We start from the raw sequence: 23,831 nt of genomic DNA, 5'->3' as shown, positions 1-23,831 counted from the left end.
AGGCGAGGTCGTGATGGCAGGTACGATGCAACCAGGCGCAGGAGGACTGCTGGCCAAGAAGGGCACAGCACGTCCGGCCATGCGCCGGCAGTCGCAGGTTCAGCAGGCAGGTTTCGGTTCGGCCAATGCAGGCGGTCTTTCGGGCTGGCTGACGGGCGCCGAGGACGACTGCGGCTGGAACGACATGGGTGACGGCGCAGCCAGCACCCCCAACTTCGGACAGCGCAGCGCGATTGGCCTTACCGCCATGAGCAATTCGGCCGATTCGCTTTACGTGAACGGCGGGTCCAGCGATCCCGACTGGGACGAGGCCGACAGCTACGACGACGAGGCGAGCGAATGGAACGCCTCTGCCCCGGCATGGACGCCGACCCCGCCCGCGAACCCCGTTGGCGAGATGCAGGAACGCTTGCAGGCCGCGGCAACGCAGTCGGTTGCAGCCGCTCCGGTCGCAGCAGAGCCTGTCTATGCAGAGCCGGTCGCCGAGGAAATCCCGGTCGGCCTGTTCGGACAGATCCGTGCCGCTTGGGCGCATTTCATGGCGCTCATCCTTGGCCGCGGACCGATCACCGTTCTTCACTTGAACCCGGCCCTTCGCGAACAGCTTCGCGCCGCCGCCGGTCGCCAGGGCATGCACGAGGCAGATTTTGCCGGGCATGCGATCGAGGAATATCTTGGAAAGCAGGCCGGTAAGAGTGTTACAACGCCTCCCGCCGGCACTTCGTGGAACTGATCCCGCCGCACCGGGAATACGAGAGCAAGGACCGCAACCGATGAGCAAGAGCATCCGCTTCCAAACCGCGAAACGCGTCCGCCGCCTTGGCCTTGGCGCAGTTGCCGCGCCGCTGCTTGCCGGCACGATGCTGGCAGGTGCCATGATCGCCCAGCCCGCGATCGCCGGTGACCGTTCGGTCACGAAGGCAAGCGAGGCACTGGCCGAGAACGAAACCGGCAAGGCCGTTCGCTACGCCGAGGAAGCCGTTCAGGCCGATCCGCGCGATGCGTCGCGCCGCACGCTTCTGGGCAAGGCCTATCTTCGCGATGGCCGTCTCGCCTCGGCCCGTCAGGCCCTGGCCGAAGCGGTCTCGCTGGGCGACAACAGCCCGCGCACCGCGCTCATGCTGGCCCTTGCCGAAATCGGCAGCGGCAGCGCCCGCAGCGCCGTTGCAACGCTGGCCCAGCACGGCAATGCCATTCCGGCTTCGGATCGCGGCCTCGCCTTCGCGCTGGCCGGTGAAACCGCCCGCGGCGTCGAGATCATCGCATCGGACATCCGCGCCGGTAACGACAATCCCAAGAACCGCCAGAACCTCGCTTATGCCTTCGCCCTCGACGGTCGCTGGCGCGAGGCCCGCATGATGGCTGCACAGGACGTGCCTGCCGACGTGATCGACAAGCGCATGACCGAATGGGCCATGACCGCCCGTCCCGATCAGGTCGGCGTTCGCGTCGCCCGTCTGGTTGGCGCGGAGTACAAGGACGATGCGGGCATGCCCGCGCAGCTCGCCCTTGCGAACTTCCCGGCCGTTAAGGCGGCCCCCGCTCCGGTGATGGCTGAAAGCAAGCCTGCTCCGGTCAAGGCCGCTCCGGTGCCTGCACCTGTAAAGGCGGCACCGGTGAAGGTTGCCGAAGCTCAGCCGGTTGCAAAGCCCGCGGCAACGCCTGCGCCGAAGAAGGGCGAACCGGTCGTAGTCGCCCGTATGGAACAGCCGGCCAAGGAAGCTGCCCCCACCAAGGAAGCGGCCAAGACATCGAGCGTCCAGACCGCGTCGGTTCCGGCTTCGCAGCCTGCCATGATGCAGATGGCCGTTGTTCAGCCCACGACGAAGAAGGCCGATCCGGTCGAGGCGAAGCCGGTCAAGGTTGCCGCCGTCACTCCGGTCAAGGCCGCGCCGAAGGCTTCGGCCAAGGCCGCTGCACCCGCCCTGCCGACCCCGTCGGCCAGCGGCACGCACGTCGCGCAGCTCGGCTCCTACACCAGCGAGGCGAATGCCCGTGCAGGCTGGAAGGTGTTCCAGTCGCGCTATGCGAACCTCAAGGGCCAGCAGCCGGTCATCACCAAGGCCAGCGTCGACGGCACCGATTACTTCCGCGTCGCTGCCGGCGGCTTTGACGCCAAGTCTGCTGCGGCCATGTGCAACGCGGTAAAGAGCAGCGGCCACGGCTGTCTGCCGATCGCCAAGGCCAATGCCAAGCAGGCTTCGGACAAGGTCCGCGTCGCCAAGGCCGACTGATACGAATTGACGCTCCGCCGTGGCGGAGGGGGATGAAGGGCGGCACCTGTCACATGGCAGGTGCCGCCCTGATCGTTTCGGGTGTCGTTATCCCGCTGTGGGCGGGATGTAGCTGCCTTCGGGCAGGCGGATCATGCCTTCCTGCGACGCGGTGGCGACCAGAGTGCCGTCACGCGTGAAGAACTGCCCCCGCGTCAACGCGCGTCCCGCGCCGAGAAACGGCGAATCGGTGACGAAGCACAGCCAGTCGTCGACCCGCGCTTCGGAATGGAACCACAGCGCATGGTCGAGACTGGCCATGCGCGCCTCGTCGAACTTGATGCGAATACCCCGGTTGACGAGCGCCGTTGCCAGGAGGCCGTAGTCTGACAGGTACGTCAGCGCGAGCCGGTGGACTGCCATGTCGTCGGACAGCGGCGCGGTGACGCGGAACCAGAAGAAGGTCGGCCCTTCGGGTGCCTTGGCATTGACCCAGTGATCGGCCGGGATCCGCATCTCGAACGCGCGGTGGCGAATGAGTGCCGGTACACGCTCGCCCAAGTCCACCGGCTGCTTGCGCGCGGGCGAATCGAGTTCGTCCATCAGACCTTCGGGGCCTTGGACATCAGGCATCGGCGCCGGCCACGAGGGCGCCGCGGAATGGCGCTGGAACGAGGCGGTGAGGTTCAGGATCGGCGACCCGTTCTGCGAGGCGATCACGCGGCGGTTGGAAAAGCTGCCGCCGTCGAAGTCGCGCTCGACCCGAAGTTCGATCGGATAGGCCTCGTCCCCGCCGCGCAGGAAATAGGCGTGAAGCGAATGGGGCTGGCGCCCTTCGTCCACCGTCTGGCGCGCGGCGGCCAGCGCCTGTGCCACGACCTGCCCGCCGAAGATTCGGCCAACGCCATCGGGCATGCGCGGCGCGACGAAGATGTCGTGGGCGACTTCCCTGACGGTCAGGAGGTCGGCGAGGATGGCTGCACGTTCGGCATCGGTGCCGGTCTGCAACGAACGTTTCGTTTCGGTCATGGACGGGATCCTTGGAACGGCCCTGCCGCCCCGTCAACGCCGCTACGGCATCGCGGGCGAATTTCCGGCCACTCAAAAGAAAAGCCCCGCCCGGACGGACCGGGCGGGGCCACACCCCAACCATGGGGCTAGGGCTTAACCGGCAGCGAGTGCCGCCAGCAGAAGCAGGGCCACGATGTTCGTGATCTTGATCATCGGGTTCACGGCCGGGCCCGCGGTATCCTTGTAGGGATCGCCCACGGTATCGCCCGTCACTGCGGCCTTGTGGGCTTCGGATCCCTTGCCGCCGTGGTTGCCGTCCTCGATGTACTTCTTCGCATTGTCCCACGCGCCGCCGCCCGCAGTCATCGACAGGGCGACGAAAAGGCCGCCCACGATGACGCCGAGAAGCAGTGCGCCCAGCGCCGCAAAGCCGTTTTGCGGGCCCGCGATCAGCGTGATCACGAAATAGACCACGATCGGCGCCAGCACCGGCAGCAGCGAGGGGACGATCATCTCCTTGATCGCCGCCTTGGTGACGAGGTCGACCGTGCGGGCATAGTCCGGCTTGCTGGTTCCGGCCATGATGCCGGAATCGGCGGCGAACTGTTCGCGCACGTCCTTCACCACGTCGCCCGCCGCGCGGCCCACGGCCGTCATGCCCATCGAACCGAACAGGTACGGGAGCAGCGCGCCGAGCAGGAGCCCGACGATGACGTATGGGTTCTCGAGGCTGAAATCGACGTCGAGATCGGGGAAGAAGTGGGCAAGGTCGGTCGTATAGGCGGCAAACAGGACGAGGGCCGCAAGGCCCGCCGAACCGATCGCATAACCCTTGGTCACGGCCTTGGTGGTGTTGCCCACGGCATCCAATGCGTCGGTCTTTTCACGAACCGATGCGTCCATGTCGGCCATTTCGGCGATACCGCCCGCATTGTCCGTTACCGGACCGTACGCGTCGAGCGCGACGACCATGCCGGCCAGCGCCAGCATTGCGGTAGCGCCATAGGCAATACCGATTAGGCCCGCCAACTGGTACGCGATGATGATGCCCGCCACGATCACCAGCGTGGGAAGCGCGGTCGCCTCCATGGAGATCGCAAGGCCCTGGATCACGTTGGTGCCGTGGCCGGTTTCCGACGACTTGGCGATCGAGCGCACCGGACGGAAGTTCGTGCCGGTGTAATACTCGGTGATCCAGATGATGAGGCCCGTGATGGCAAGACCCAGCATCGAGCACCAAAACAGGTCCATGCCGGTAAAGCCGCCGACCTGGCTGGCCGTGCCTTCTTCCGACAGGGGCATGCCCGGATCGACGTTTGCGACCAGGCCCGGATCGCCTGCCTGAATCGGCGCGTTCATGTCGCCCAGCGCAAGCTGCGTGACGATGTAGATCGCGGGGATCGACAGGATGGCGGTGACAAGGAAGCCCTTGTACATCGCGCCCATGATCGACTGCGACTTGCCAAGTCGAACAAAGTAGGTGCCGATGATCGAGGTGACGATGCACGAACCGCCGATCAGCAAGGGCAGCGCCATGAGGCCGGCGAGCTGCGGAACGCCCGAAAGCAGCAATGCGGTCAGCACCATGGTTGCGCCGACGGTCACGACGTAAGTCTCGAACAGGTCGGCCGCCATGCCGGCGCAGTCGCCGACGTTGTCGCCCACGTTGTCCGCGATGACCGCGGGGTTCCGCGGATCGTCTTCGGGAATGCCCGCCTCGACCTTTCCGACGAGGTCTGCGCCCACGTCCGCGGCCTTGGTGAAGATGCCGCCGCCAAGACGCGCGAAGATCGAGATCAGCGAGGCACCGAAGGCCAGCGCGACAAGCGCGTCGACGACCGTGCGGTCATCGCCGCCGACCGTGTATCCGGCCAGCATCGTGAGGTAGCCGTAGAAACCGGCGATCGCTAGCAGGGCAAGGCCCGCCACCAGCATGCCGGTGATCGCACCGGCGCGGAAGGCGAGGGTCAGGCCCTCCTGCAGGCCCGTCTGCGCCGCCGCTGCCGTACGCACGTTTGCGCGGACCGAGATGTTCATCCCGATGAAGCCTGCAACGCCCGAAAGGATCGCGCCGATCACGAAGCCGATGGCGCTGACCATGCCGAGAAACACGGCGACGAGGATCGCGACGATGACCCCGACGATGGCGATGGTGGTATATTGCCGCTTCAGATAGGCCTGAGCCCCTTCCTGAACAGCGGCGGCGATTTCCTGCATTCTCGCGCTGCCCGCGGCAGCGCCCAGAACCTGGCGACTGGTGACAAAGCCGTACACGACGGCAAGCAGTCCCAGCACGATAGCAATCGTAACTAGATCCACGTTGGAATCCCCTCCTGTTTTGTCCGCGCCCCATTGTTGGTCCGGGCGTCGGGAAGGGAAGCTACACAGTATCGGGCGCGGCGCAAGCGCGCTGTGCACAGGCCATTTCGAGGTCAGCCGTGGCGGTATCCCAGCCGGGTTTGCGTGGCCGGAGGTTCCCCATCGAGCAGCAGCCGATGGTCGCCGCGCGGCAGGACAGTGCCGATGCGCGTGGCGGCAAATGACGGCTCTTTGCTTTCCGGCAGGGTGAAAAGAAGCTCGTAATCGTCGCCCCAGGTCATCGCGTCGATGCGGCGATCGGCAAGCGCTGCACAGACCGGCACGGCGGCGCTGTCGATGGCGATGGTGGTGCCGCTGGCTTCGGCCATGCGGGCGGCGTCGAGCAGCAGGCCGTCGGACACGTCCATCGTCGCGCCAGCCATCGGGGCGATGGCGAGGCCTTCCTCGATACGCGGGTCAGGGCGGCGGAAGGGGCGGGTAAGGGCAGCGTCCGCAGAACCGGCCTGCATCGCCTCGAATCCCGCGAGAGCGCCGCCCAGTTCGCCCGTTACCCAAAGCGCTTGTCCAGGCCGGGCGTCTGTGCGCGAGGGGGCGGGGACCACGGCGGGGCGGCCGATCGCGGTCAGCCCGACGCTTCGCGCGCTTCCCGCAGGCGTGGACACGGTGTCGCCGCCCAGCAGCGGCACGCCGAAAGCCTCGACCGCATCGGCCAGCCCCTGGGCAAAGCGCGCGTCCCAGTCGGCATCGCCCAGCATGTAGCCGAGCAACAGCGCCTGCGGCATCGCGCCCTTGGCGGCAAGGTCAGACAGGTTCACCGCAACCAGCTTGTAGGCGACGTCGGCTGCGTCCTGTTCGGGCAGCCAGTGGACGCCTTCGACCATCATGTCGTGAGTGACGACAAGCGTGGTGTTGGTGAGCCTCAGTTCGGCGGCATCGTCGGCAAGGCCCCGCGCGCCGGGCGATGTCGCGATGGCGCGCAGGGCGGCGATGAAACGTTCCTCGCCGCTTTCCCTCACGTCAGCGGACGTCCTTGCCGATCGCGTCGAGCAATCCGTTCACGAACTTCGCCTCGCGCTCTTCGAAGAAGGCATGGGCGACGTCGACATATTCGGTGATCACGGCGGCCTTGGGCACGTCGCTGCGGGCCAGAAGTTCGTAAGCGCCGCAGCGCAGGATCTGGATCATCGTGCGGTCGAGCCGCTTTAGCGACCAACCCTCGGCCAGCTTGCCCGACACCAGCTCGTCGATCTCGTCACGGCGCGCGTCGACGCCCTTCACGACATCGTCGAAGAACCCGACTTCGGCGTCGGCGTACTGCTCGTCCTCGATCTCGCGGCCGAGGCGGTGCTGGTGGAATTCGTCGAGAAGCCGCGCCAGCGGGGTCTTCTCCATGTCCATCTGGTACAGGGCCTGAACCGCCGCGAGACGCGCGGCGGAGCGGGACTGGGATCGTGCGTTCATTGGTCCGTCTTCATTCGCATGGCGCCCAGATAGTCGCGCTTGCCGACCTCTATGCCAAGGTGGCGCAGCAGCGCGTACGTCGTGGTCGCGTGAAACTGGAAATTGGGGAGCGAGAAGCTCAGCAGGAAATTCTCGGCCGTGAAGGGGATGCGAAAGTCGCGAAAGGCGAACTGCGCGTCTTTGCCGATCAGGGCTTCCATCTCGTCCACCGTGACCGCGTTCATCGCGGTAACGGCTTCGGCGATCAGCGCCTTCAGCCCTTCGAAAGTCGTTGGCGCATCGGCCATGTTCGGGCTGAATGTGCCGGCCTTTGCCCCTTCGACGGCAAGGGCCGAATGGGTGTAGCAGGATTTCACCTGATAGGCGAAATCGAACATGTCGGGGGCCAGTTTTGCCTGGATGACCTTTTCAGGTTCCCACCCGTTAGCCGCGCAATGCGCCTCCGCCTTGTCGAGCAGGCCGGAAACCGCGCCCAGCTGCTGCAGGCAGGTCGGCACGAAAGCATCATAGAGCGTGATGGGCATAGTGTTATTCTCCCCTGCGGCGGTCCAGCCGGATCGAAACCGAGCGGGCGTGGGCGGGCAGCCCTTCCGCTTCGGCCAGCGCGACGGCGGCGGGGCCGATCGCGGCCAGCGCATCGTCGTCAAGCTGGATGAAGCTGGTGCGTTTCATGAAATCGAGCACGGAAAGCCCGCTGGCAAAACGCGCGCGGCGGCCCGTGGGCAAGACGTGGTTGGGCCCCGCGACATAATCCCCGATAGCCTCGGGCGTCGAACGGCCCATGAAGATGGAGCCTGCGTGCCGGATCGATTCCAGCAGCGGTTCGGGATCGGCAACGGCCAGCTCGACGTGTTCCGCCGCCAGCGCATTGGCGAGCGCGGGGGCTTCGTCCAGCGATGCGACTTCGATGATGACGCCGTGGTCCTTCCATGACTGTTCGGCCACCTTGCGGGTCGCGAGCTGGGCGAGTTCCACGCCCACGCGGTCTGCCACGCGGTCGGCAAACTCTGCATCGTCGGTAATCAGGATCGACTGCGCGACGGGGTCGTGCTCAGCCTGCGAAAGCAGGTCGGCGGCGATGAAGCCGGGGTCGTTGTCCTTGTCCGCGATGACGAGGATCTCGCTTGGCCCTGCGACCATGTCGATGCCGACGGTGCCGTAAAGCTGGCGCTTCGCCTCTGCCACCCAGGCATTGCCGGGGCCGGTGATGACGTCGACCGGCGCGATGCGATCTGTGCCATAGGCGAGCGCGCCCACGGCCTGCGCGCCGCCGATGCGCCAGATCTCGTCCACGCCCGCGATATGCGCGGCGGCCAGGACCAGCGGATTGACGTGCCCGCGCGGCGTCGGCGTGACGACGGCGAGCCGCTCGACACCCGCGACCTTGGCGGGAATGGCGTTCATGATGAGCGAGGAGGGATAGGCCGCACGGCCACCGGGCACGTAAAGACCCGCCGCATCGACCGGCCGCCAGATCGCGCCAAGCCGCACGCCCGCTTCATCGCGATAATCGCGGCGCTGCGGCATCTGCGCTTCGTGATAGGCGCGCACGCGATCCGCCGCAGTTTCCAGCGCATCGCGCAGCACGCCGTCCAATGCGTGATAGGCCGCAGCGCAAGCGTCGGCCCCGATGCGCCAGTCGTCGTCGCTGGCCAGATCCCAGTGGTCAAACCGCTTGGTGTAATCGACCAGCGCTTCGTCACCCTCTGCACGCACGCGTTCGAGGATGCGGGTCACGTCGCGGCCGACATCGTCGTCCGCCTCGCGCCGGTCGGCGACAAGGCGCTTGAACGCCTTTTCAAAGCCGGGATCGGAAGTGACGAGCCGTTTCATCAGGCAGCCTTGGGCTCTGCCGCAAGCGCGCGGAAGCTGTCGATCAGCGCGCCGAGCCGTTCAGGGTGCGTTTTCAGCGCCGCGCGGTTGACGATAAGGCGCGCGGAAACGGGCAGAAGCTCCGCCGTCTCGACAAGACCGTTCTCGCGCAGCGTCGTGCCGGTGGAAACAAGGTCGACGATGCGCGTCGCAAGGCCCAGCGAGGGCGCAAGTTCCATCGCGCCGTTCAGCTTCACGCATTCGGCCTGGATGCCCTTGGCCTCGAACCAGCGACGGGTGAGGTTGGGGTATTTGGTCGCAACACGCATGTGGCTGGCATTGTCCGCTTCGCCGGCGGTGCCTTCCTTCGGCTCTGCGATCGACAGGCGGCAGTATCCGATGCCAAGGTCGACCGGCGCGTAGAGATCGGGATAGTCGAATTCCTCGATCACGTCGGAACCCACGATACCGGCATGGGCCGCGCCATGCGCGACGAACGTCGCCACGTCGAAGGCGCGCACGCGGATGATGCGCATCGACGGGTCTTCGCAGGCGAACGACAGCGAACGGTTCTTCTTGTCGTGGAAGCCTGCTTCGGGAACGATACCGGCGCGCGCCATCAGCGGAAGCGCCTCTTCCAGGATGCGCCCCTTGGGCACGGCGAATGTGAGCGTTGCGGTCATGACAGGCGCGCAGATAGGCCGCATGGCCCGCTTAGGCTAGGGGTAACTGACGGTATTGGGCTTTTCGGGAATCGGGATGAATTCCTTTTCATCGCCCGGAACCTTGGGGAAACGCCCTTCCTGCCAATCCTCTTTCGCCTGTTCGATCCGCTCTCGCCTGCTCGACACGAAGTTCCACCACACCGTGCGGCGGCCCATCGTTTCCCCGCCCAGCAGCATGACGCGTGCGCCCGACTTGCTGGACAGCGTCATCGCCATGCCGGGCCGCAGGACATGAAGGGCATAGAGGTCGAGCGGTTCGCCATCGACGCTCGCCTCGCCGCCGATCAGCATGACGGCGCGCTCGTCCGCTTCCGCCTCGATCGGGACCGATGCGGCTGCCTCCAGCGCGATGTCGGCATAGATCGTCTCTGCATGGCAGGTCGTGGGCGCGACCTCGCCCCAGAGCTTGCCCATGATGACCCGCGCGCTGATGCCGGTGTCGGTGATGATCGGCAGGTCGTCTGCCGCGATGCTTTCGAAAGCGGGGTCGATTTCCTCGAGCCTTTCGGGAAGCGCCAGCCACGTCTGCATGCCGTAGAGCGCAAATCCGGTTTCGCGTTCCTTCTGCGGGGTGCGTTCGGAATGGACGATGCCGCTGCCCGCCGTCATCAGGTTGACCGCGCCGGGTCGGATCGTCGCGAAGGAACCGAGCGAATCGCGGTGATCGATCGCGCCTTCGATGAGGTACGTCACGGTCGACAGGTTGATGTGCGGGTGCGGGCGCACGTCCATCGCGTCGCCGGGGCGAAGCTGCGCCGGACCGAATTCGTCAACGAACACGAAAGGCCCGACCATCCGGCATCGCGGAGAAGGAACCGCGCGGCGCACAGTGAACCCGCCGAGATCGTGGCTGACCGGATCGACCGTCATGGTGAAAGGCGAATTGTCGTCGATGCTCATGTTGGCGGTGTCCTCCGATTTGCGAGCGACACAGTGCCCGCAAAAGGTGTCCGTGTCATGTCCGCGGCGACTTGGCCCCGGATAGGTTCGATCCGGGGGTAAAACAGCGTCTAACTGCGTGTTTTCGCTTAGTAACGGACTTTGTTCAAATTCACTGCGCTGACTCCAGACCCTAGGCTCTTCACGTATCGCAACAGGGTTCAAAGGGGTGGCCTGCCCGGATGTCATGCCGGGCGGACACGATCGCAGATGAACGCAATCTCTTCGATTTGCAGCGCGGAAAATGCTGTCCGCAACCGGCCCACCGGGCTGGGACAGGGCCGACGCCTTGCCGTGCAGGGCGCGGTCGCGGTTCTCGACGGGGCGGCGGTCAATCTCGCGCTTTTCGTGGCCTGTGCGCTTTCCGGAATTCCCTTCTCTCACCGCACGATGGATTTCGCCGGGCTTCTGCCGCCGCTGACCGTCGGCGCGGCGATTGTTTCGGGTGCCTACCAGGGTCGCACCCTGCTTTCCCCCTTGGCCTCGGCAGCGCGGGGCGGGCGGGCCATGCTCTACGCCGCGTCCGCAGGGATGTTCGTGCTTTTCGCGGTAAAGGCGACGCAGGACGTATCGCGCGCTGCATCGGTGACGGGTGTCCTTCTGGGCATCTGCCTCGTCGCGGTCTGCCGGATGGTCGTCGCGATCCATGTGCGCGGCACCTGCAACGCGGTGGCCGAGCGAATACTGTTGATAGAGGACGGCGCCCGCTGCGCCGATGTCGCATGGGCGCGAAGGGCAGAGGCGCGGACGATGGGGCTCGAACCCGATGCCGACGATCCGTTCATGCTGGGCCGCATCGGGGACCTGATGCACCGGATGGACCGTGTCGTCGTCTGCTGCCCCGAAGATCGCCGCGAACGCTGGGCCGAAGTGCTCAAAAGCTTCGATGCACGCGGGGAGATCATCGACGCGCAAGTCGACAGGCTGGGCGTGATCGGCGCAGGGCGCGTCGGCAATCGCGGGACGCTGGTCGTCGCCGCGCACCCGCTGGCGCCGCATCACCGTATCGTGAAGCGCGGGTTCGATCTGGTCTTCTCGCTGGCCGCGCTGGTCTTGCTTTCACCCGTTTTCGCGATCGTCGCGCTGGCGATCCTGCGCGAGGATCGCGGGCCGGTGCTGTTCCGGCAGGACCGGCTGGGGCAGGGCAACCGCACGTTCCGGATGCTGAAGTTCCGTTCGATGCGTGTGGATCAGTGCGATACAAAAGCGGACCGTCTGACCAGCCGCGACGATCCGCGCGTGACGCGGGTGGGCCAGTTTATTCGCGCGACCTCGATCGACGAGCTGCCGCAGCTTGTCAACGTGTTGACCGGACAGATGAGCATCGTCGGTCCGCGCCCTCATGCGCCGATGGCGAAGGCGGGGACGAAGCTCTACTGGCAGGTCGATCGCCGCTACTGGGAACGCCATGCGCTCAAGCCCGGCCTTACCGGTCTTGCACAAGTGCGCGGCCATCGCGGCGCGACCGATCATGAAGATCACTTGCGTGCCCGGCTTCAGGCGGACCTTGAATATCGCAACGGCTGGTCGATCTGGCGCGACTTACGCATCGTTCTTGCCACCATCCGCGTGCTGATCCACCCGCGGGCTTATTGAGCGCACTCCCGCGCTGGACAGAATCGCGCTTGCTTCCTATCGCGCGGCCATGACTGACGCGCTTCACCACGACTCCATCCTCATCGTCGATTTCGGCAGCCAGGTTACCCAGCTGATCGCCCGCCGCGTGCGCGAGGCCGGGGTCTATTCCGAGATCGCGCCCTTCACGATGGCGGAAGAGGCGTTTGCCCGCATGAAGCCGACCGGCATCATCCTGTCGGGTTCGCCCGCCAGCGTGCCCGAAGACGGCAGCCCGCGCGCGCCGCAGTGCCTGTTCGACAGCGGCCTGCCGATCCTTGGCATCTGCTATGGCCAGCAGGTCATGACGCACCAGCTTGGCGGCGAAGTGCGCCCCGGGCACGAAACCGGCGAAGGTGGCGAGTTCGGCCGCGCTTTCCTGACCGTGACGAAGGACTGCGCCCTGTTCGACGGCCTCTGGTCGGAAGGTGAGCGTCACCAGGTCTGGATGAGCCACGGCGACAAGGTCACGCAGTTCGCGCCCGGTTTCGAGATCGTCGCCACCAGCGACGGCGCGCCTTTCGCGGTCATCGCGGACGAGAGCCGCAAGTATTACGGCACGCAGTTCCACCCCGAAGTGGTCCACACGCCCGACGGCGGCAAGCTGATCGCAAACTTCGTGCGCCACGTCTGCGGCTGCGCGGGCGACTGGACGATGGCCCAGTTCCGCGACACCAAGATCGCTGAAATCCGCGAACAGGTGGGCGATGGCAAGGTCATCTGCGGCCTTTCGGGCGGCGTCGACAGCGCGGTGGCCGCCGTCCTTATCCACGAGGCGATCGGCGACCAGCTGACTTGCGTTTTCGTCGACCACGGGTTGATGCGCATGAACGAGGCGCAGCAGGTCGTCACCCTGTTCCGCGACCACTACAACATCCCGCTCGTCCACGTGGACGCGGAAGAGATGTTCCTTGGCGGGCTTGCAGGGCAAACCGACCCTGAAAAGAAGCGCAAGTTCATCGGCGGGGCCTTCATCGACCTGTTCGAGGAAGAGGCGAAGAAGATCGGCGGCGCGGACTTCCTGGCGCAGGGCACGCTGTACCCTGATGTGATCGAATCTGTTTCCTTCACCGGCGGGCCCAGCGTCACGATCAAAAGCCACCACAACGTCGGCGGCCTGCCCGAACGCATGAACATGAAGCTGGTCGAGCCGCTTCGCGAACTGTTCAAGGACGAGGTCCGCGAACTGGGCCGCGAGCTGGGCCTGCCCGAAATCTTCGTGGGTCGCCATCCCTTCCCGGGACCGGGCCTTGCGATCCGCATTCCGGGCGAAGTCACCAAGGAAAAGTGCGACATCCTGCGCAAGGCCGACGCGATCTACCTTGAAGAAATCCGCAACGCCGGCCTTTACGACGCGATCTGGCAGGCCTTTGCCGTGCTGCTGCCGGTCCGCACCGTCGGCGTCATGGGTGATGCGCGCACCTATGACAGCGTCTGCGGCCTGCGCGCCGTGACCAGCACCGATGGTATGACGGCGGATGTCTATCCCTTCGACGGGGCTTTCCTGTCGAACGTGGCGACCCGCATCGTCAACGAAGTGCAGGGCATCAACCGCGTGGTCTACGACTACACCTCGAAGCCGCCGGGGACGATCGAATGGGAGTGATCCTGACGCGAAACCGTCCGGGGGACGGTTTCGGCGGATCACTCGCGAGCGCAAGCGAAGCGTAGAGCGACCTCTCGTAGTCCGGAGGACGGAATTGGGAGGTTGCTCGCGAGCGCAAGCGAAGCGTGGCCCGACACCCAATTCACGCGACCTTTTGACAATGGCCTTCGCGCTTTGCTCCGCTAGTCTTGGCTGCGGATAGAGGAGAGCCGATGCCCGAACTCGAACGCGCGATGCGGCCTTCCGTGCTGCTTTTTCTGGCGGTGCTGGCCATCGCCGCCTTTGCGGGCAATTCGCTGCTGGCGCGCGCGGCGATCGGGGGCGGTTCGATCGATGCGGGCGGCTATACGCTGGTGCGGCTGGCAAGCGGGGCGGCGATCCTGCTGCCGGTGTTTGTAAAGCGAGGATTGCCGCGCATCTCGGACCTGCCCGGTGCCTTTTTGCTATTCGTTTACGCCGCCGGATTTTCCTTTGCCTATATCGCGCTTCCGGCAGGGACGGGCGCGCTGGTGCTGTTCGCATGCGTGCAGGCTACGATCATGGTGATCGGTATGGCGCGTGGCGAAAGACCGGGCGTGGCGGGCCTTGCCGGGCTGGTTCTCGCGCTCGCCGGTGTTGCCTGGCTGATCGCGCCGGCGGCATCGGTACCCGATGATGCCTTTGCGGCAGTGCTGATGGCAATCGCGGGCGTGGCGTGGGGCATCTACACGCTTCTGGGGCGCGGGGCGGGGGATCCTGCGCGGCGAACGGCTGCGAACTTTTTGATCGCAACGCCGATGGCCTTGGTGCTTGTCGTGGTGCTGGGCCCGCATGACCTATCCGACGCGACTACCGGCGGCATCTGGCTAGCAATCGTGGCGGGCGCGATCACGTCGGGGCTGGGCTATGTCGCGTGGTACGCGGTAGCGCCGCGTCTGGGGCTTGCCACGGTCGCCACGGTGCAACTGGCCACCCCCGTCGCGGCGGCTCTGATCGCGGCGGTCACGCTGGCCGAGCCGCTGACGCTGCGGCTTGCCATTGCAGGCGCGATGATCATCGGCGGTATCGTCCTTACCCTGCGCAAGTGATGCGCGCTTGCAGCATCGCTGCATTGCGATAGGCTGCGGCTTTCGTCGCACCAACGAAGGGTCGTCATGAAAGCCATCACCTTGAAACTCGCGCTGGCGCTGTCCTGCGCCGCGGTTCTCGGAGCCTGCAGCGACACTGCCGGGACCGAGGCGGTGGAGAGCCAGCAGATCGCCTGGCGCGACGGCGACGTGAACGACGCGCTGGCCGAGGCGCAAGAAAGCGGCAAGCCGGTCCTGCTCTATTGGGGCGCGGAATGGTGCCCGCCCTGTGCGGAGATGAAGCAGACCCTGTTCAAGGACCCCGCCTTCATTGCCAAGACGCGCGACTTCGTGCCGGTCTATCTCGACGGCGATACGCAAGGGGCGCAAAAGTGGGGCGACCGCTTCGGCATCAGCGGCTACCCGACGGTCATCGCGCTAAGCCCCGATGGCAACGAGATCACCCGCATTTCCAGCGCCACGATGGCGTCGGAATTGCCCGACCTGCTGACGCTGGCCGCAGGCCGCACGCGCACGATCGATGCGGTGCTGGCCGATGCGAAGTCCGATCCGAAGTCGCTGTCGGACGAGGACTGGACCATTCTTGGCGGCTTTGCATGGGGCAACGATCCCGCCCGCTTCAAGGAGAACGGGTCCGAGGCCGATCTTCTGGAAGCACTGGCCGCGAATGCGCCTGACGACGCGCTGAAGCGCCGTTTCGGACTTCTGGCCCTGACGCGGAAGGCGGAGAAGGAAGGCGACGGCTACAAGCTGACCGCGGCGCAGGAAAAGACGCTGAAGGACGTGCTTCCCGGCATCCTCGCCAGCCGGGACGAAACGATCGAGAACCGGTACGAGCTTGCCTCCATGGGCGGGCCGCTGGTCTCTGCGCTCCCTGCGGGGGGCACGCGCGACGCGATGGCGGGCGATCTTAGAAAGGCGCTGGAGGCGATCTATGCCGACAAGTCGCTGACCCTGCTCGACCGCACTTACGCCACATACGGCGAAGTCCTGCTGGTCAAGGGCACGACGGGCCTCTCCGACGAGTTGAAGGCCAAGGTCCGGGTGCGCATGGCGGCAATCGACAAGGCGGCCGACGATCCGATCGCGCGCAAGTCGGTGATCAGCTACACCGCGATGGTGCTCGACGAGATCGGCGACCGCGATGCAGCGACCAGGGTGCTGATGGCCGAGATCGATAAGTCCGCATCGCCCTATTACTACATGGCGATCATGGCCGACCGCGCGGCTGAGGACGAGCAGCCTGAAAAGGCGGTAGAATGGGCGCGCAAGGCCTATGAGGCCGCCGAAGGACCGGCCACCCGCGTGCAGTGGGCGGTGTCCTATGCGATGACGGTTATGGACCAGACGCCCAAGGACGATGCCGCGGTAGAGGCCAGCGCCGATGCGGTTCTGGCCGAATTGGCCGCAAGTCCCGACGGTTACTATCAACGCACGCAGAGCGCGGCGGACCGCTGGGGCAAGGCGCTGGTGGCGTGGAGCGAGGAATACGGCGGCAGCGCGGTATTGAACCAAGTCGAAGCGCGGATGGCCGACGTCTGTGCAAAACAGGGCGACAAGGCCGAGGCCTGTGGCGGCTGGATGAAGAGCGCCTGAGTTTCAGGCGAGCCTGCCCCTTCAAACGAAATGGCCGGACGGTGCCGTCCGCACTAACGACACCGCCCGGCCGGACACGCGCGCCACGCGCCGACAAAGCCGCAAGGGCAAAAGCGGCGGGCGCGCGTCCCGAGGTCTGAACCCGTCAATTGGTGCGGCAAAGGAGCATGCCACGGCCGCCGGGCGAAACCTGCATGATGGAATCGTTGGTCGTCACGCCCGACACGGTGCAGGTGAACCCTTCCTTCACGCGCATCGATGCCGGCGTCTGTTCGTCCGGTACGTCGAAGTGGCACATCGAAAACGCGCCGTTCTTGTTGTGAACGCGCTGAACCTTGCTGGCCGACTTGAGGTAGGGCGTCGTGAATTCGCCATTGGGGCCGGGCACAAAACCGGTGCAGTCGCCATTGGCGATCTGGGCGGAATTGACGGACTTGCCGCCCACTTCGGGCTTTTCGGCCATGGCGATGGTTGGAAAAGTAAGCGACGCGGCAGCGGCGGCCGCGACGATCCTCAGAGTGGCTTTCATGTCCTGTGTCTCCTTGTATTCGATGTTCTGAATACCGGACAGTCGCCTGGGTGCGGTCAAAGCGTTCCACTTCCGGTCGGAAGGGCGGACAGGCCCGTTGATGGCTTTGGCGCGCCGGGCACGTCCGCCCTTCCGCGACCGAGTCTACGCGCCCAAGACTATGCAGCGGTGTTCTTTTGCGGTTTAGACGGGGTTACCGAACATGGTTGATTTTGCCCTGCATAAGGGGTGATTCCCTTGTGGGAACACAACCTTCCGCTGCGCTTTCATAGGGTTGAGAGCGCGTGGTTTATTTTTGCCGCCAAATGGGCGACAATCGCCATGTCGGCCTTGTTGCAGCTATCGATGCGCAGAATCGGTAAACGCGGCATCAGGGATTATCGCCTGGTCGACGCGCGCAGTTTCGAATTCGGGAGAACGGGACGAATGCCGAAGAAAGACGACATCAACGCAACGCCGTTCAGCGACGCTGGACTGCCCCTGCTGGCCAGCTGGATCGAGTTCTGGATGATGCCCGTGACGCTGGGCGCCCGCATGCTGGGCATGTCCGCGCCGGTGGCCGAGGACGAGCCCGAGATCGACCGCAAGTGCGAGCATAACCAGCTTCCGGTGCCCAACGCGCACCAGAAGGAAATGGATCACGACCTCTTCGCCTGACCAGATTTCAGGACAACGCCAATGAAAAAGGGCGGCCCCGCAAAGGGCCGCCCTTTTCGTATCCGGCTATGCCGCTTGCGGTTAGCCGACGTTTTCCCAGACGGTCGCGATGCCCTGGCCGCCACCGATGCACATCGTGGCAAGGCCGTACTTGCCGCCGGTGCGCTGCAGTTCGTAGACCAGCTTAGTCACCAGGATCGCGCCCGTGCCGCCAATGGGGTGGCCCAGCGAGATGCCCGAACCGTTGGGGTTCACCTTCGCGGGATCGAGGCCGAGCTGCTTCGACACGGCACAGGCCTGCGCGGCGAAAGCTTCATTCGATTCGATGACGTCCAGTGCGTCCTTCGACAGGCCGGACTTTTCGATGGCGATCTGGCTGGCCGGAACCGGGCCGATGCCCATGTAGGCCGGATCGACGCCCGCGTGGCCGTAGGAGACGAGGCGCGCCATCGGCGTCCAGCCGTTCTTCTTCACGGCTTCCTCGCTGGCGAGGATGACCGCGCCTGCACCGTCGTTGATGCCCGATGCGTTACCGGCAGTAACCGTGCCGCCGTCCTTCTTGAACGCGGGGCGCAGACCGGCAAGCTTTTCGGCCGTGGTGCCGGCCTTCACGTGTTCGTCGGTGTCGAACATCACGGTTTCGCGCTTGACCTTCACTTCGACCGGTTCGATCTGGTCCTTGAAGTAACCGGCTTCGATTGCGGCAGCGGCGCGGCGCTGCGATTCAGCGGCGAATTCATCCTGCTGTTCGCGGGTGATCTGGTACTTTTCGGCCACGTTTTCGGCCGTGATGCCCATGTGATAGCGGTGGAACGGATCGTGCAGCGCGCCGAGCATGCCGTCCATCAGCGGGCTGTCGCCCATCTTGAGGCCCCAGCGGACGCCCATCGCGAAATAGGGCGCGCGGCTCATGACTTCGGCGCCGGCGCCGACAGTGACGTCATGATCGCCCAGCATGATGTGCTGTGCCGCCGAAACGATCGCCTGCATGCCCGAACCGCACAGGCGGTTGAGCGTCATCGCGGGCGCTGCGTGCGGGATGCCGGCCTCGACCGCGGCGATGCGGCTGACATAGGCGTCGCGCGGTTCGCAGGGGACGACGTTGCCGACGACAGTGTGCCGGACCAGTTCCGGATCGACGCCTCCGCGGGCAAGTGCGCCCTTGATGGCGACCGCGCCCAGCGAGCCGGGGTTCGCGTCCTTGAGCGCGCCGCCGAACGTGCCGATCGCGGTACGAGCCGCCGAGACGAGATAGACTGCATTCATCGGATCAGGTCCTTTCCGTCATGGGATGCAGGCTCTGTTCCAATTTTCTTGAAAACGGCCTGCTGCCCCGGTGCCGGAGAGTTCCGGCGTCTTGGTGTGCAGGTGCGAAATAGGCACGAATTCGCCACGCGTCCAGCCCGTCGAAAGTCTAGGGTGTCGCAAGGGCGCTGGAACGCATGTGCGCCCGCAACGCTTGTGACATGGCGATGACGATGGCAATGCGAGCTGCGAGGGGTAGCCGGCGCCCGGCAGCCCGCCTTTGGAGAGAGCATGACCGACGCAGTTTCCGACCGTGATTACGACGTTGTCATCGTGGGTTCGGGCGCGGCGGGGCTTTCCGCGGCGCTGGTGCTGGCCGAGAAATGCCGGGTTCTCGTGCTGGCCAAGGGCGCGCTCGATTCAGGGTCCACCGCATGGGCGCAGGGCGGCATCGCCGCGGTGCTGGATGCCGGCGATACGTTCGAGGATCACATCCGCGATACGATGGTGGCGGGCGCAGGCCTGAACCGGCGCGAGACCGTCGAATACGTGATCGAACATGCGCCAGAGGCGATCCAGCGGCTGGTCGATCTGGGCGTGCCGTTCAATACCGAGGCAGGCAGCCTTCACCTGACGCGCGAAGGCGGCCATTCGCACCGTCGCATCGTCCACGTGAACGACGCGACCGGCTGGGCCGTGCAAGAGGCGCTGTTGCGCGCCGCCGATGCCAATCCCAACATCACGATGCGCCCCAACATGGTCGCCATCGACCTCATCCGCGACCGCAACCTTGTCGATCCGCAGGGCGGGCAGCAGGTCTGGGGGGTCTATGCGCTCGACACCGGCATCGGCAAGGTCGAGGCGCTGACCGGGCGGGCGACGATCCTTGCTACCGGCGGGGCAGGGCGGACATACCTGTTTTCAACCGCGCCGCGCGGCGCGACGGGCGACGGCATCGCCATGGCCTGGCGCGCGGGGTGCCGCGTGTCGAACATGGAATTCATGCAGTTCCACCCGACCTGCCTTTACAACCTGGAGGTCAAGAACTTCCTCATTACAGAGGCGGTGCGCGGCGAGGGCGGCATCCTGAAACTCCCGCCCGAAGCAGGTGCGGAAGCGGGCAAGCGTTTCATGCCCGAGTTCGACGAGCGGCTTGAACTGGCCCCGCGCGACATCGTGGCCCGCGCGATCGACCACGAAATCAAGCGCCTCGGCCTCGATTACGTGCACCTCGACATCAGCCACCGCAAACCCGAATTCGTGCGCGAGCATTTCCCCAACATCTACGAACGCCTGCTCGGCCTTGGCATCGACATGACGAAAGAGCCGATCCCCGTCGTGCCCGCGCAGCATTATACCTGCGGCGGCGTGCGCGTGGACCTCAAGGGCCGGACCGACCTGCCCGCGCTCTACGCGATCGGTGAATGCAGCGAGAGCGGGCTGCACGGGGCGAACCGCCTTGCCTCCAACTCGCTGCTCGAATGCTTCGTCTTCGGCGATGCGGCGGCCCGCGACATCTGCGAACGCTTCGACGAACTCGCACCTCCGCCACAGGTGCGCGTGTGGGACGAAAGCCGCGTCACCGCGCAGGACGAGGAAGTCGTCATCAAGCAGAACTGGACCGAGATCCGCCGCTTCATGTGGAATTACGTCGGCATCGTCCGCACCGACAAGCGCATGGAACGCGCCGCCAACCGCATCCGCCTGCTGACCGAGGAAGTCGACGAATACTACGGCAACTTCCGCGTCTCGAAGGACCTGATCGAACTACGCAATCTCTTGAAGACGGCGGACCTCATCGTACGCAGCGCCCGCCGCCGCAAGGAAAGCCGGGGCCTGCACTACAATGTCGATTACCCGCAGACGGACGAGGTCGCGCGGGACACGATCCTTGTGCCGTGACGTTCGGCGTCGGCTTGTGTCAGGAACGCTGCGGAAAGCGGAATTAAGGGTTCGTGCCCGACTTGCGGAAACACGCGCCCCGCCTGACGGCTCAGGTCAGGAGAACACGGCCCAGGAGGATCAATGCCATGCCGCCCAGGATCGAGGCGAGGCAGCCGGGTCGCGAGAATTCGGACCGGCCGCGGCTGGTGATCAGGCCTGCGAGAAGCGAACCGCCGATGCCCAGCGCGATCGTTGCGAAAAAGCCCAGATCGACTTCGCCGGGGTAGAAGAAGCGGGCGAGGATGCCGACGATGAGGCCCGATACGATGGCGCCGATGATGTTGAGCATGGGTATCCTTTGCTGGCGAATCGGTGATGGAACCGGCCTAGCCCGAAAAGGTTGCGCCCGCGAACCAGATTGCCGAGCGCGCATCGCAGATTTGCCGTCGCAGCCTTTTATTAGGGCTTTTGCCATACCATATCTGGTGGGTGCGCCCTGGTGACGGAAACTGGGGAAAAGTTTTTTAAACCGCGCCTACCCCCTTGCGTCATCCGCGGGTCAAGCTTGGTCCACGCGTCGCTGCTTTGCGACACGGTTTGCTGCACTGCGCAGTGGATAAATTGCGCTTGCTTGACCTGCGCGTTGAGGCACTATCCCTAGCGGTCGGTTCGACGGGAGGACCGCAAGACCTTGGGATTGGCGCTGCTCACGTCGTGAACGGCAAAGGGCCCTGAACAGGTGTTGCGGCAAGGGGCCGAAGACGACCGGCGGGGCCAGATCAGGTAACGGGTTTGCCGGACACATCCGGCCCTTACGCCGGTCGTCCCGGTTCATGCCGAGGGCGCTCCATTGAACGGAGCATCTCGGCACTGAAGCGGGAAGGTCGATAGTGGTGCAACACGTCGCAGGGTCGGAGATACCGGTCGGGGCGGCAGGACGGGGCGATATCGAAATGGATTTCAGGAACGGGGACGATGGTCGCGTGAGTGCCGGTGACGTGAGCGGCGATGATACGACGGGCGACATGTTCGAAACCTCTCCTCAGGAGAAAACGCCCGTGGAGGCAGACGTGCAGGACAAGATGAACAAGACGGACACGATCGAGGACGCACCGGTGGCAGAAGCTGCCGCCGCGGCGCTGGGCAACGCGGTTGCCGAAGCGGTGAAGACCGCTGCTGCGCCCAAGCTGTCATCGAAGGACATCCAGGCGCGCCGCTTCACCATCGTGACGGACGAGGCGCGTGACGCGAACCTCACCGAATTCGGCAAGGAAACGCTGAAGGACCGTTACCTGCTTCCGAACGAGACCTATCAGGATCTCTTCGCCCGCGTGGCCGACGCCTATGCCGACGACCAGGATCATGCGCAGCGTCTCTACGACTACATCTCGAAGCTGTGGTTCATGCCGGCAACGCCCGTTCTGTCGAACGGCGGCACCGGTCGCGGCCTGCCGATCTCGTGCTACCTCAACTCGGTCGAGGACAGCCTCGAAGGCATCGTCAACACCTGGAACGAGAACGTGTGGCTGGCATCGCGCGGCGGCGGCATCGGCACTTATTGGGGCCAGGTCCGCGGTATCGGCGAAACCGTCGGCCTCAACGGCAAGACCAGCGGCATCATCCCGTTCGTGCGCGTCATGGACTCGCTCACCCTCGCGATTTCGCAGGGTTCGCTGCGCCGCGGTTCGGCCGCTTGCTATATCGACGTCTCGCACCCCGAGATCGAGGAATTCCTCGAAATCCGCAAACCGTCCGGCGACTTCAACCGCAAGGCGTTGAACCTGCACCACGGCGTCCTGCTGACGGACGAGTTCATGGAAGCCGTCCGCGACGGCGGCGACTTCGATCTTATCAGCCCGCGCGACGGCACGGTCCGCAAGACGGTCAACGCCCGCGCGCTGTTCCAGAAACTGGTCGAAACCCGCCTTGCCACGGGTGAACCCTACATCGTGTTCAACGACACGGTGAACCGCATGATGCCCAAGCATCACCGCGAACTGGGCCTCAAGGTCTCGACCTCCAACCTGTGCTCGGAAATCACTCTGCCCACGGGCCGCGACCACCTCGGCAACGATCGTACCGCAGTCTGCTGCCTCTCCTCGCTCAACCTCGAAACCTGGGACGAGTGGAAGGCCGACAAGCAGTTCATCGAAGACGTTATGCGCATGCTCGATAACGTGCTGCAGGACTATATCGACCGCGCACCCGACGAGATGGCCCGCGCCAAGTATTCCGCGATGCGCGAACGCAGCGTCGGCATGGGCGTGATGGGCTTCCACTCGCTGCTGCAGTCGAAGAACATCTCGTTCGAAAGCGCGATGGCCAAGGCCATGAACCTGCAGATCTTCAAGCACATCTCGGCCAAGGCGAACGAGGCCTCGATGATGCTGGCGAAGGAACGCGGGCCCTGCCCCGATGCCGAAGACACCGGCGCGATGGAACGTTTCAGCTGCAAGATGGCGATCGCGCCGACGGCATCGATCTCGATCATCTGCGGCGGCACAAGCGCCTGTATCGAACCGATCCCGGCCAACATCTACACGCACAAGACGCTGTCGGGTAACTTCGTCGTGAAGAACCCGTACCTCGAAAAACTGCTGCGCGAGAAGTCGAAGGATTCCACCAACGTGTGGAACTCGATCCTCGAACACGGCGGTTCGGTCCAGCACCTCGACTTCCTCAGCCCCGAGGAAAAGGCGACCTACAAGACCAGCTTCGAAATCGACCAGCGCTGGCTGCTGGAATTCGCGGCCGATCGCACGCCCTTCATCGACCAAGCGCAGAGCCTCAACCTCTACATCCCGGCCGACGTCGACAAGTGGGACCTGATGATGCTGCACTTCCGCGCATGGGAAATGGGCATCAAGTCGCTTTACTACCTGCGCTCGAAATCGGTTCAGCGCGCCGGTTTCGCCGGCGGGGTAGAGGCTGACAACACCAAGGACGCGGCCAAGTTCAACCTCGCTGCGGGTGAGGAGACCGACTACGAGGAATGCCTCGCCTGCCAATAGTAGGCCCCCGGGCGGGAACGCAAACTTCGTGAGCTTTGAAAAAGGGTAAGGTGCTGTGGTGCCTTACCCTTTTTCCTGTTTGGCCTGTGATTCCATGTAAACCGATAGTGGCGCGGATAGTGAGCGGGAAGATCTTGAGAAC

At 65.0% G+C, this 23,831-nt stretch carries 20 protein-coding genes; 9 read left to right on the top strand and 11 right to left on the bottom strand.

Annotation, left to right across the window (positions count from 1 at the left end; translation table 11 throughout):
* The first annotated feature begins 13 nt into the window (after positions 1-13).
* Both A9D15_RS08755 and A9D15_RS08750 read left to right on the top strand, forming a co-directional pair.
* Entirely contained in the window at positions 14-733 is a 720-nt protein-coding gene (locus tag A9D15_RS08755; protein ID WP_066764026.1) for a hypothetical protein, read from the top strand.
* 40 nt (positions 734-773) lie between these two features.
* The gene (locus A9D15_RS08750) at positions 774-2,234 is read left to right on the top strand and encodes an SPOR domain-containing protein (RefSeq protein WP_066764024.1); all 1,461 of its coding nucleotides are present in this window, start codon (positions 774-776) and stop codon (positions 2,232-2,234) included.
* Positions 2,235-2,321: 87 nt separating this feature from the next.
* Here A9D15_RS08750 and A9D15_RS08745 read toward each other — a convergent pair whose 3' ends face one another.
* The 8 genes from A9D15_RS08745 to A9D15_RS08710 all read right to left on the bottom strand — a co-directional run bounded on the left by A9D15_RS08745 (position 2,322) and on the right by A9D15_RS08710 (position 10,441).
* Entirely contained in the window at positions 2,322-3,242 is a 921-nt protein-coding gene (locus A9D15_RS08745) for an acyl-CoA thioesterase (RefSeq protein ID WP_066764022.1), read from the bottom strand.
* 135 nt (positions 3,243-3,377) lie between these two features.
* A complete protein-coding gene (locus A9D15_RS08740; protein ID WP_066764019.1) occupies positions 3,378-5,543 on the bottom strand; it encodes a sodium-translocating pyrophosphatase in 2,166 nt (721 codons plus the stop codon).
* A gap of 113 nt (positions 5,544-5,656) precedes the next feature.
* Positions 5,657-6,559, bottom strand: a complete 903-nt coding sequence (gene thiL / locus A9D15_RS08735) for a thiamine-phosphate kinase (protein WP_066764018.1) — start codon at positions 6,557-6,559, stop codon at positions 5,657-5,659.
* 1 nt (position 6,560) lies between these two features.
* Positions 6,561-7,004, bottom strand: a complete 444-nt coding sequence (gene nusB / locus A9D15_RS08730) for a transcription antitermination factor NusB (RefSeq protein WP_066764014.1) — start codon at positions 7,002-7,004, stop codon at positions 6,561-6,563.
* Positions 7,001-7,528, bottom strand: coding sequence for a DUF1993 domain-containing protein (locus A9D15_RS08725; RefSeq protein WP_066764009.1), 528 nt, complete (start codon positions 7,526-7,528; stop codon positions 7,001-7,003). The genes nusB and A9D15_RS08725 overlap by 4 nt, the downstream gene beginning before the upstream one ends.
* A gap of 4 nt (positions 7,529-7,532) precedes the next feature.
* Positions 7,533-8,837: a histidinol dehydrogenase gene (hisD, locus tag A9D15_RS08720; RefSeq protein ID WP_066764007.1), complete on the bottom strand. Its 1,305-nt coding sequence runs from the start codon at positions 8,835-8,837 to the stop codon at positions 7,533-7,535.
* Positions 8,837-9,499, bottom strand: coding sequence for an ATP phosphoribosyltransferase (gene hisG, locus A9D15_RS08715; RefSeq protein WP_066764005.1), 663 nt, complete (start codon positions 9,497-9,499; stop codon positions 8,837-8,839). Before hisG ends, hisD begins: the two co-directional genes overlap by 1 nt.
* 36 nt (positions 9,500-9,535) lie before the next feature.
* Entirely contained in the window at positions 9,536-10,441 is a 906-nt protein-coding gene (locus A9D15_RS08710) for a pirin family protein (protein ID WP_066764003.1), read from the bottom strand.
* A gap of 249 nt (positions 10,442-10,690) precedes the next feature.
* Here A9D15_RS08710 and A9D15_RS08705 point away from each other — a divergent pair, with 249 nt between their 5' ends.
* From A9D15_RS08705 to A9D15_RS08690, 4 genes are all read left to right on the top strand, one after another.
* Entirely contained in the window at positions 10,691-12,076 is a 1,386-nt protein-coding gene (locus tag A9D15_RS08705) for a sugar transferase (RefSeq protein ID WP_066764002.1), read from the top strand.
* 49 nt (positions 12,077-12,125) lie between these two features.
* Entirely contained in the window at positions 12,126-13,700 is a 1,575-nt protein-coding gene (guaA, locus tag A9D15_RS08700; protein ID WP_066764000.1) for a glutamine-hydrolyzing GMP synthase, read from the top strand.
* 212 nt (positions 13,701-13,912) lie between these two features.
* Entirely contained in the window at positions 13,913-14,767 is an 855-nt protein-coding gene (locus tag A9D15_RS08695) for a DMT family transporter (RefSeq protein WP_216634385.1), read from the top strand.
* Between the two features lie 66 nt (positions 14,768-14,833).
* Positions 14,834-16,363, top strand: a complete 1,530-nt coding sequence (locus tag A9D15_RS08690) for a thioredoxin family protein (RefSeq protein ID WP_066763998.1) — start codon at positions 14,834-14,836, stop codon at positions 16,361-16,363.
* A 145-nt stretch (positions 16,364-16,508) separates the two neighbouring features.
* On the opposite strand, the gene A9D15_RS08685 is transcribed toward A9D15_RS08690, so the two are convergent.
* The gene (locus A9D15_RS08685) at positions 16,509-16,892 is read right to left on the bottom strand and encodes a hypothetical protein (protein WP_066763996.1); all 384 of its coding nucleotides are present in this window, start codon (positions 16,890-16,892) and stop codon (positions 16,509-16,511) included.
* A 237-nt stretch (positions 16,893-17,129) separates the two neighbouring features.
* Here A9D15_RS08685 and A9D15_RS08680 point away from each other — a divergent pair, with 237 nt between their 5' ends.
* Complete coding sequence (locus tag A9D15_RS08680; protein WP_156521722.1) at positions 17,130-17,549, top strand: hypothetical protein; 420 nt, start codon at positions 17,130-17,132, stop codon at positions 17,547-17,549.
* An 81-nt stretch (positions 17,550-17,630) separates the two neighbouring features.
* Here the strand turns inward: A9D15_RS08680 and A9D15_RS08675 are convergent, their stop codons facing one another.
* Entirely contained in the window at positions 17,631-18,815 is a 1,185-nt protein-coding gene (locus A9D15_RS08675; RefSeq protein WP_066763994.1) for an acetyl-CoA C-acyltransferase family protein, read from the bottom strand.
* A 270-nt stretch (positions 18,816-19,085) separates the two neighbouring features.
* Here A9D15_RS08675 and nadB point away from each other — a divergent pair, with 270 nt between their 5' ends.
* On the top strand, positions 19,086-20,696 hold the full coding sequence (nadB, locus tag A9D15_RS08670; protein ID WP_066763992.1) for an L-aspartate oxidase: 1,611 nt from the start codon (positions 19,086-19,088) through the stop codon (positions 20,694-20,696).
* Between the two features lie 91 nt (positions 20,697-20,787).
* Here the strand turns inward: nadB and A9D15_RS08665 are convergent, their stop codons facing one another.
* Complete coding sequence (locus A9D15_RS08665; protein WP_066763990.1) at positions 20,788-21,027, bottom strand: GlsB/YeaQ/YmgE family stress response membrane protein; 240 nt, start codon at positions 21,025-21,027, stop codon at positions 20,788-20,790.
* A gap of 604 nt (positions 21,028-21,631) precedes the next feature.
* Between A9D15_RS08665 and A9D15_RS08660 the strand changes: the two genes are divergently transcribed.
* The gene (locus A9D15_RS08660; RefSeq protein ID WP_066763988.1) at positions 21,632-23,689 is read left to right on the top strand and encodes a ribonucleoside-diphosphate reductase subunit alpha; all 2,058 of its coding nucleotides are present in this window, start codon (positions 21,632-21,634) and stop codon (positions 23,687-23,689) included.
* Positions 23,690-23,831 lie beyond the last annotated feature (142 nt).

The sequence above is a fragment of the Croceicoccus pelagius genome (assembly GCF_001661915.1).
Taxonomy (GTDB): domain Bacteria; phylum Pseudomonadota; class Alphaproteobacteria; order Sphingomonadales; family Sphingomonadaceae; genus Croceicoccus; species Croceicoccus pelagius.
Note: the sequence above shows the minus strand (reverse complement) of the source record. Positions and strands in the feature narration are given on the sequence as shown.

Bases quoted from the DNA above. Each gene is read 5' to 3' on its own strand.
- A9D15_RS08685 (WP_066763996.1), bottom strand. From the start codon at position 16,892: ATGAAAGCCACTCTGAGGATCGTCGCGGCCGCCGCTGCCGCGTCGCTT.
- A9D15_RS08675 (WP_066763994.1), bottom strand. From the start codon at position 18,815: ATGAATGCAGTCTATCTCGTCTCGGCGGCTCGTACCGCGATCGGCACG.
- A9D15_RS08745 (WP_066764022.1), bottom strand. From the start codon at position 3,242: ATGACCGAAACGAAACGTTCGTTGCAGACCGGCACCGATGCCGAACGT.
- hisG (WP_066764005.1), bottom strand. From the start codon at position 9,499: ATGACCGCAACGCTCACATTCGCCGTGCCCAAGGGGCGCATCCTGGAA.
- A9D15_RS08750 (WP_066764024.1), top strand. From the start codon at position 774: ATGAGCAAGAGCATCCGCTTCCAAACCGCGAAACGCGTCCGCCGCCTT.
- A9D15_RS08755 (WP_066764026.1), top strand. From the start codon at position 14: ATGGCAGGTACGATGCAACCAGGCGCAGGAGGACTGCTGGCCAAGAAG.
- A9D15_RS08660 (WP_066763988.1), top strand. From the start codon at position 21,632: ATGGATTTCAGGAACGGGGACGATGGTCGCGTGAGTGCCGGTGACGTG.
- A9D15_RS08725 (WP_066764009.1), bottom strand. From the start codon at position 7,528: ATGCCCATCACGCTCTATGATGCTTTCGTGCCGACCTGCCTGCAGCAG.
- A9D15_RS08705 (WP_066764002.1), top strand. From the start codon at position 10,691: ATGAACGCAATCTCTTCGATTTGCAGCGCGGAAAATGCTGTCCGCAAC.
- guaA (WP_066764000.1), top strand. From the start codon at position 12,126: ATGACTGACGCGCTTCACCACGACTCCATCCTCATCGTCGATTTCGGC.
- A9D15_RS08710 (WP_066764003.1), bottom strand. From the start codon at position 10,441: ATGAGCATCGACGACAATTCGCCTTTCACCATGACGGTCGATCCGGTC.
- A9D15_RS08695 (WP_216634385.1), top strand. From the start codon at position 13,913: ATGCCCGAACTCGAACGCGCGATGCGGCCTTCCGTGCTGCTTTTTCTG.
- nadB (WP_066763992.1), top strand. From the start codon at position 19,086: ATGACCGACGCAGTTTCCGACCGTGATTACGACGTTGTCATCGTGGGT.
- nusB (WP_066764014.1), bottom strand. From the start codon at position 7,004: ATGAACGCACGATCCCAGTCCCGCTCCGCCGCGCGTCTCGCGGCGGTT.
- hisD (WP_066764007.1), bottom strand. From the start codon at position 8,837: ATGAAACGGCTCGTCACTTCCGATCCCGGCTTTGAAAAGGCGTTCAAG.
- A9D15_RS08665 (WP_066763990.1), bottom strand. From the start codon at position 21,027: ATGCTCAACATCATCGGCGCCATCGTATCGGGCCTCATCGTCGGCATC.
- A9D15_RS08690 (WP_066763998.1), top strand. From the start codon at position 14,834: ATGAAAGCCATCACCTTGAAACTCGCGCTGGCGCTGTCCTGCGCCGCG.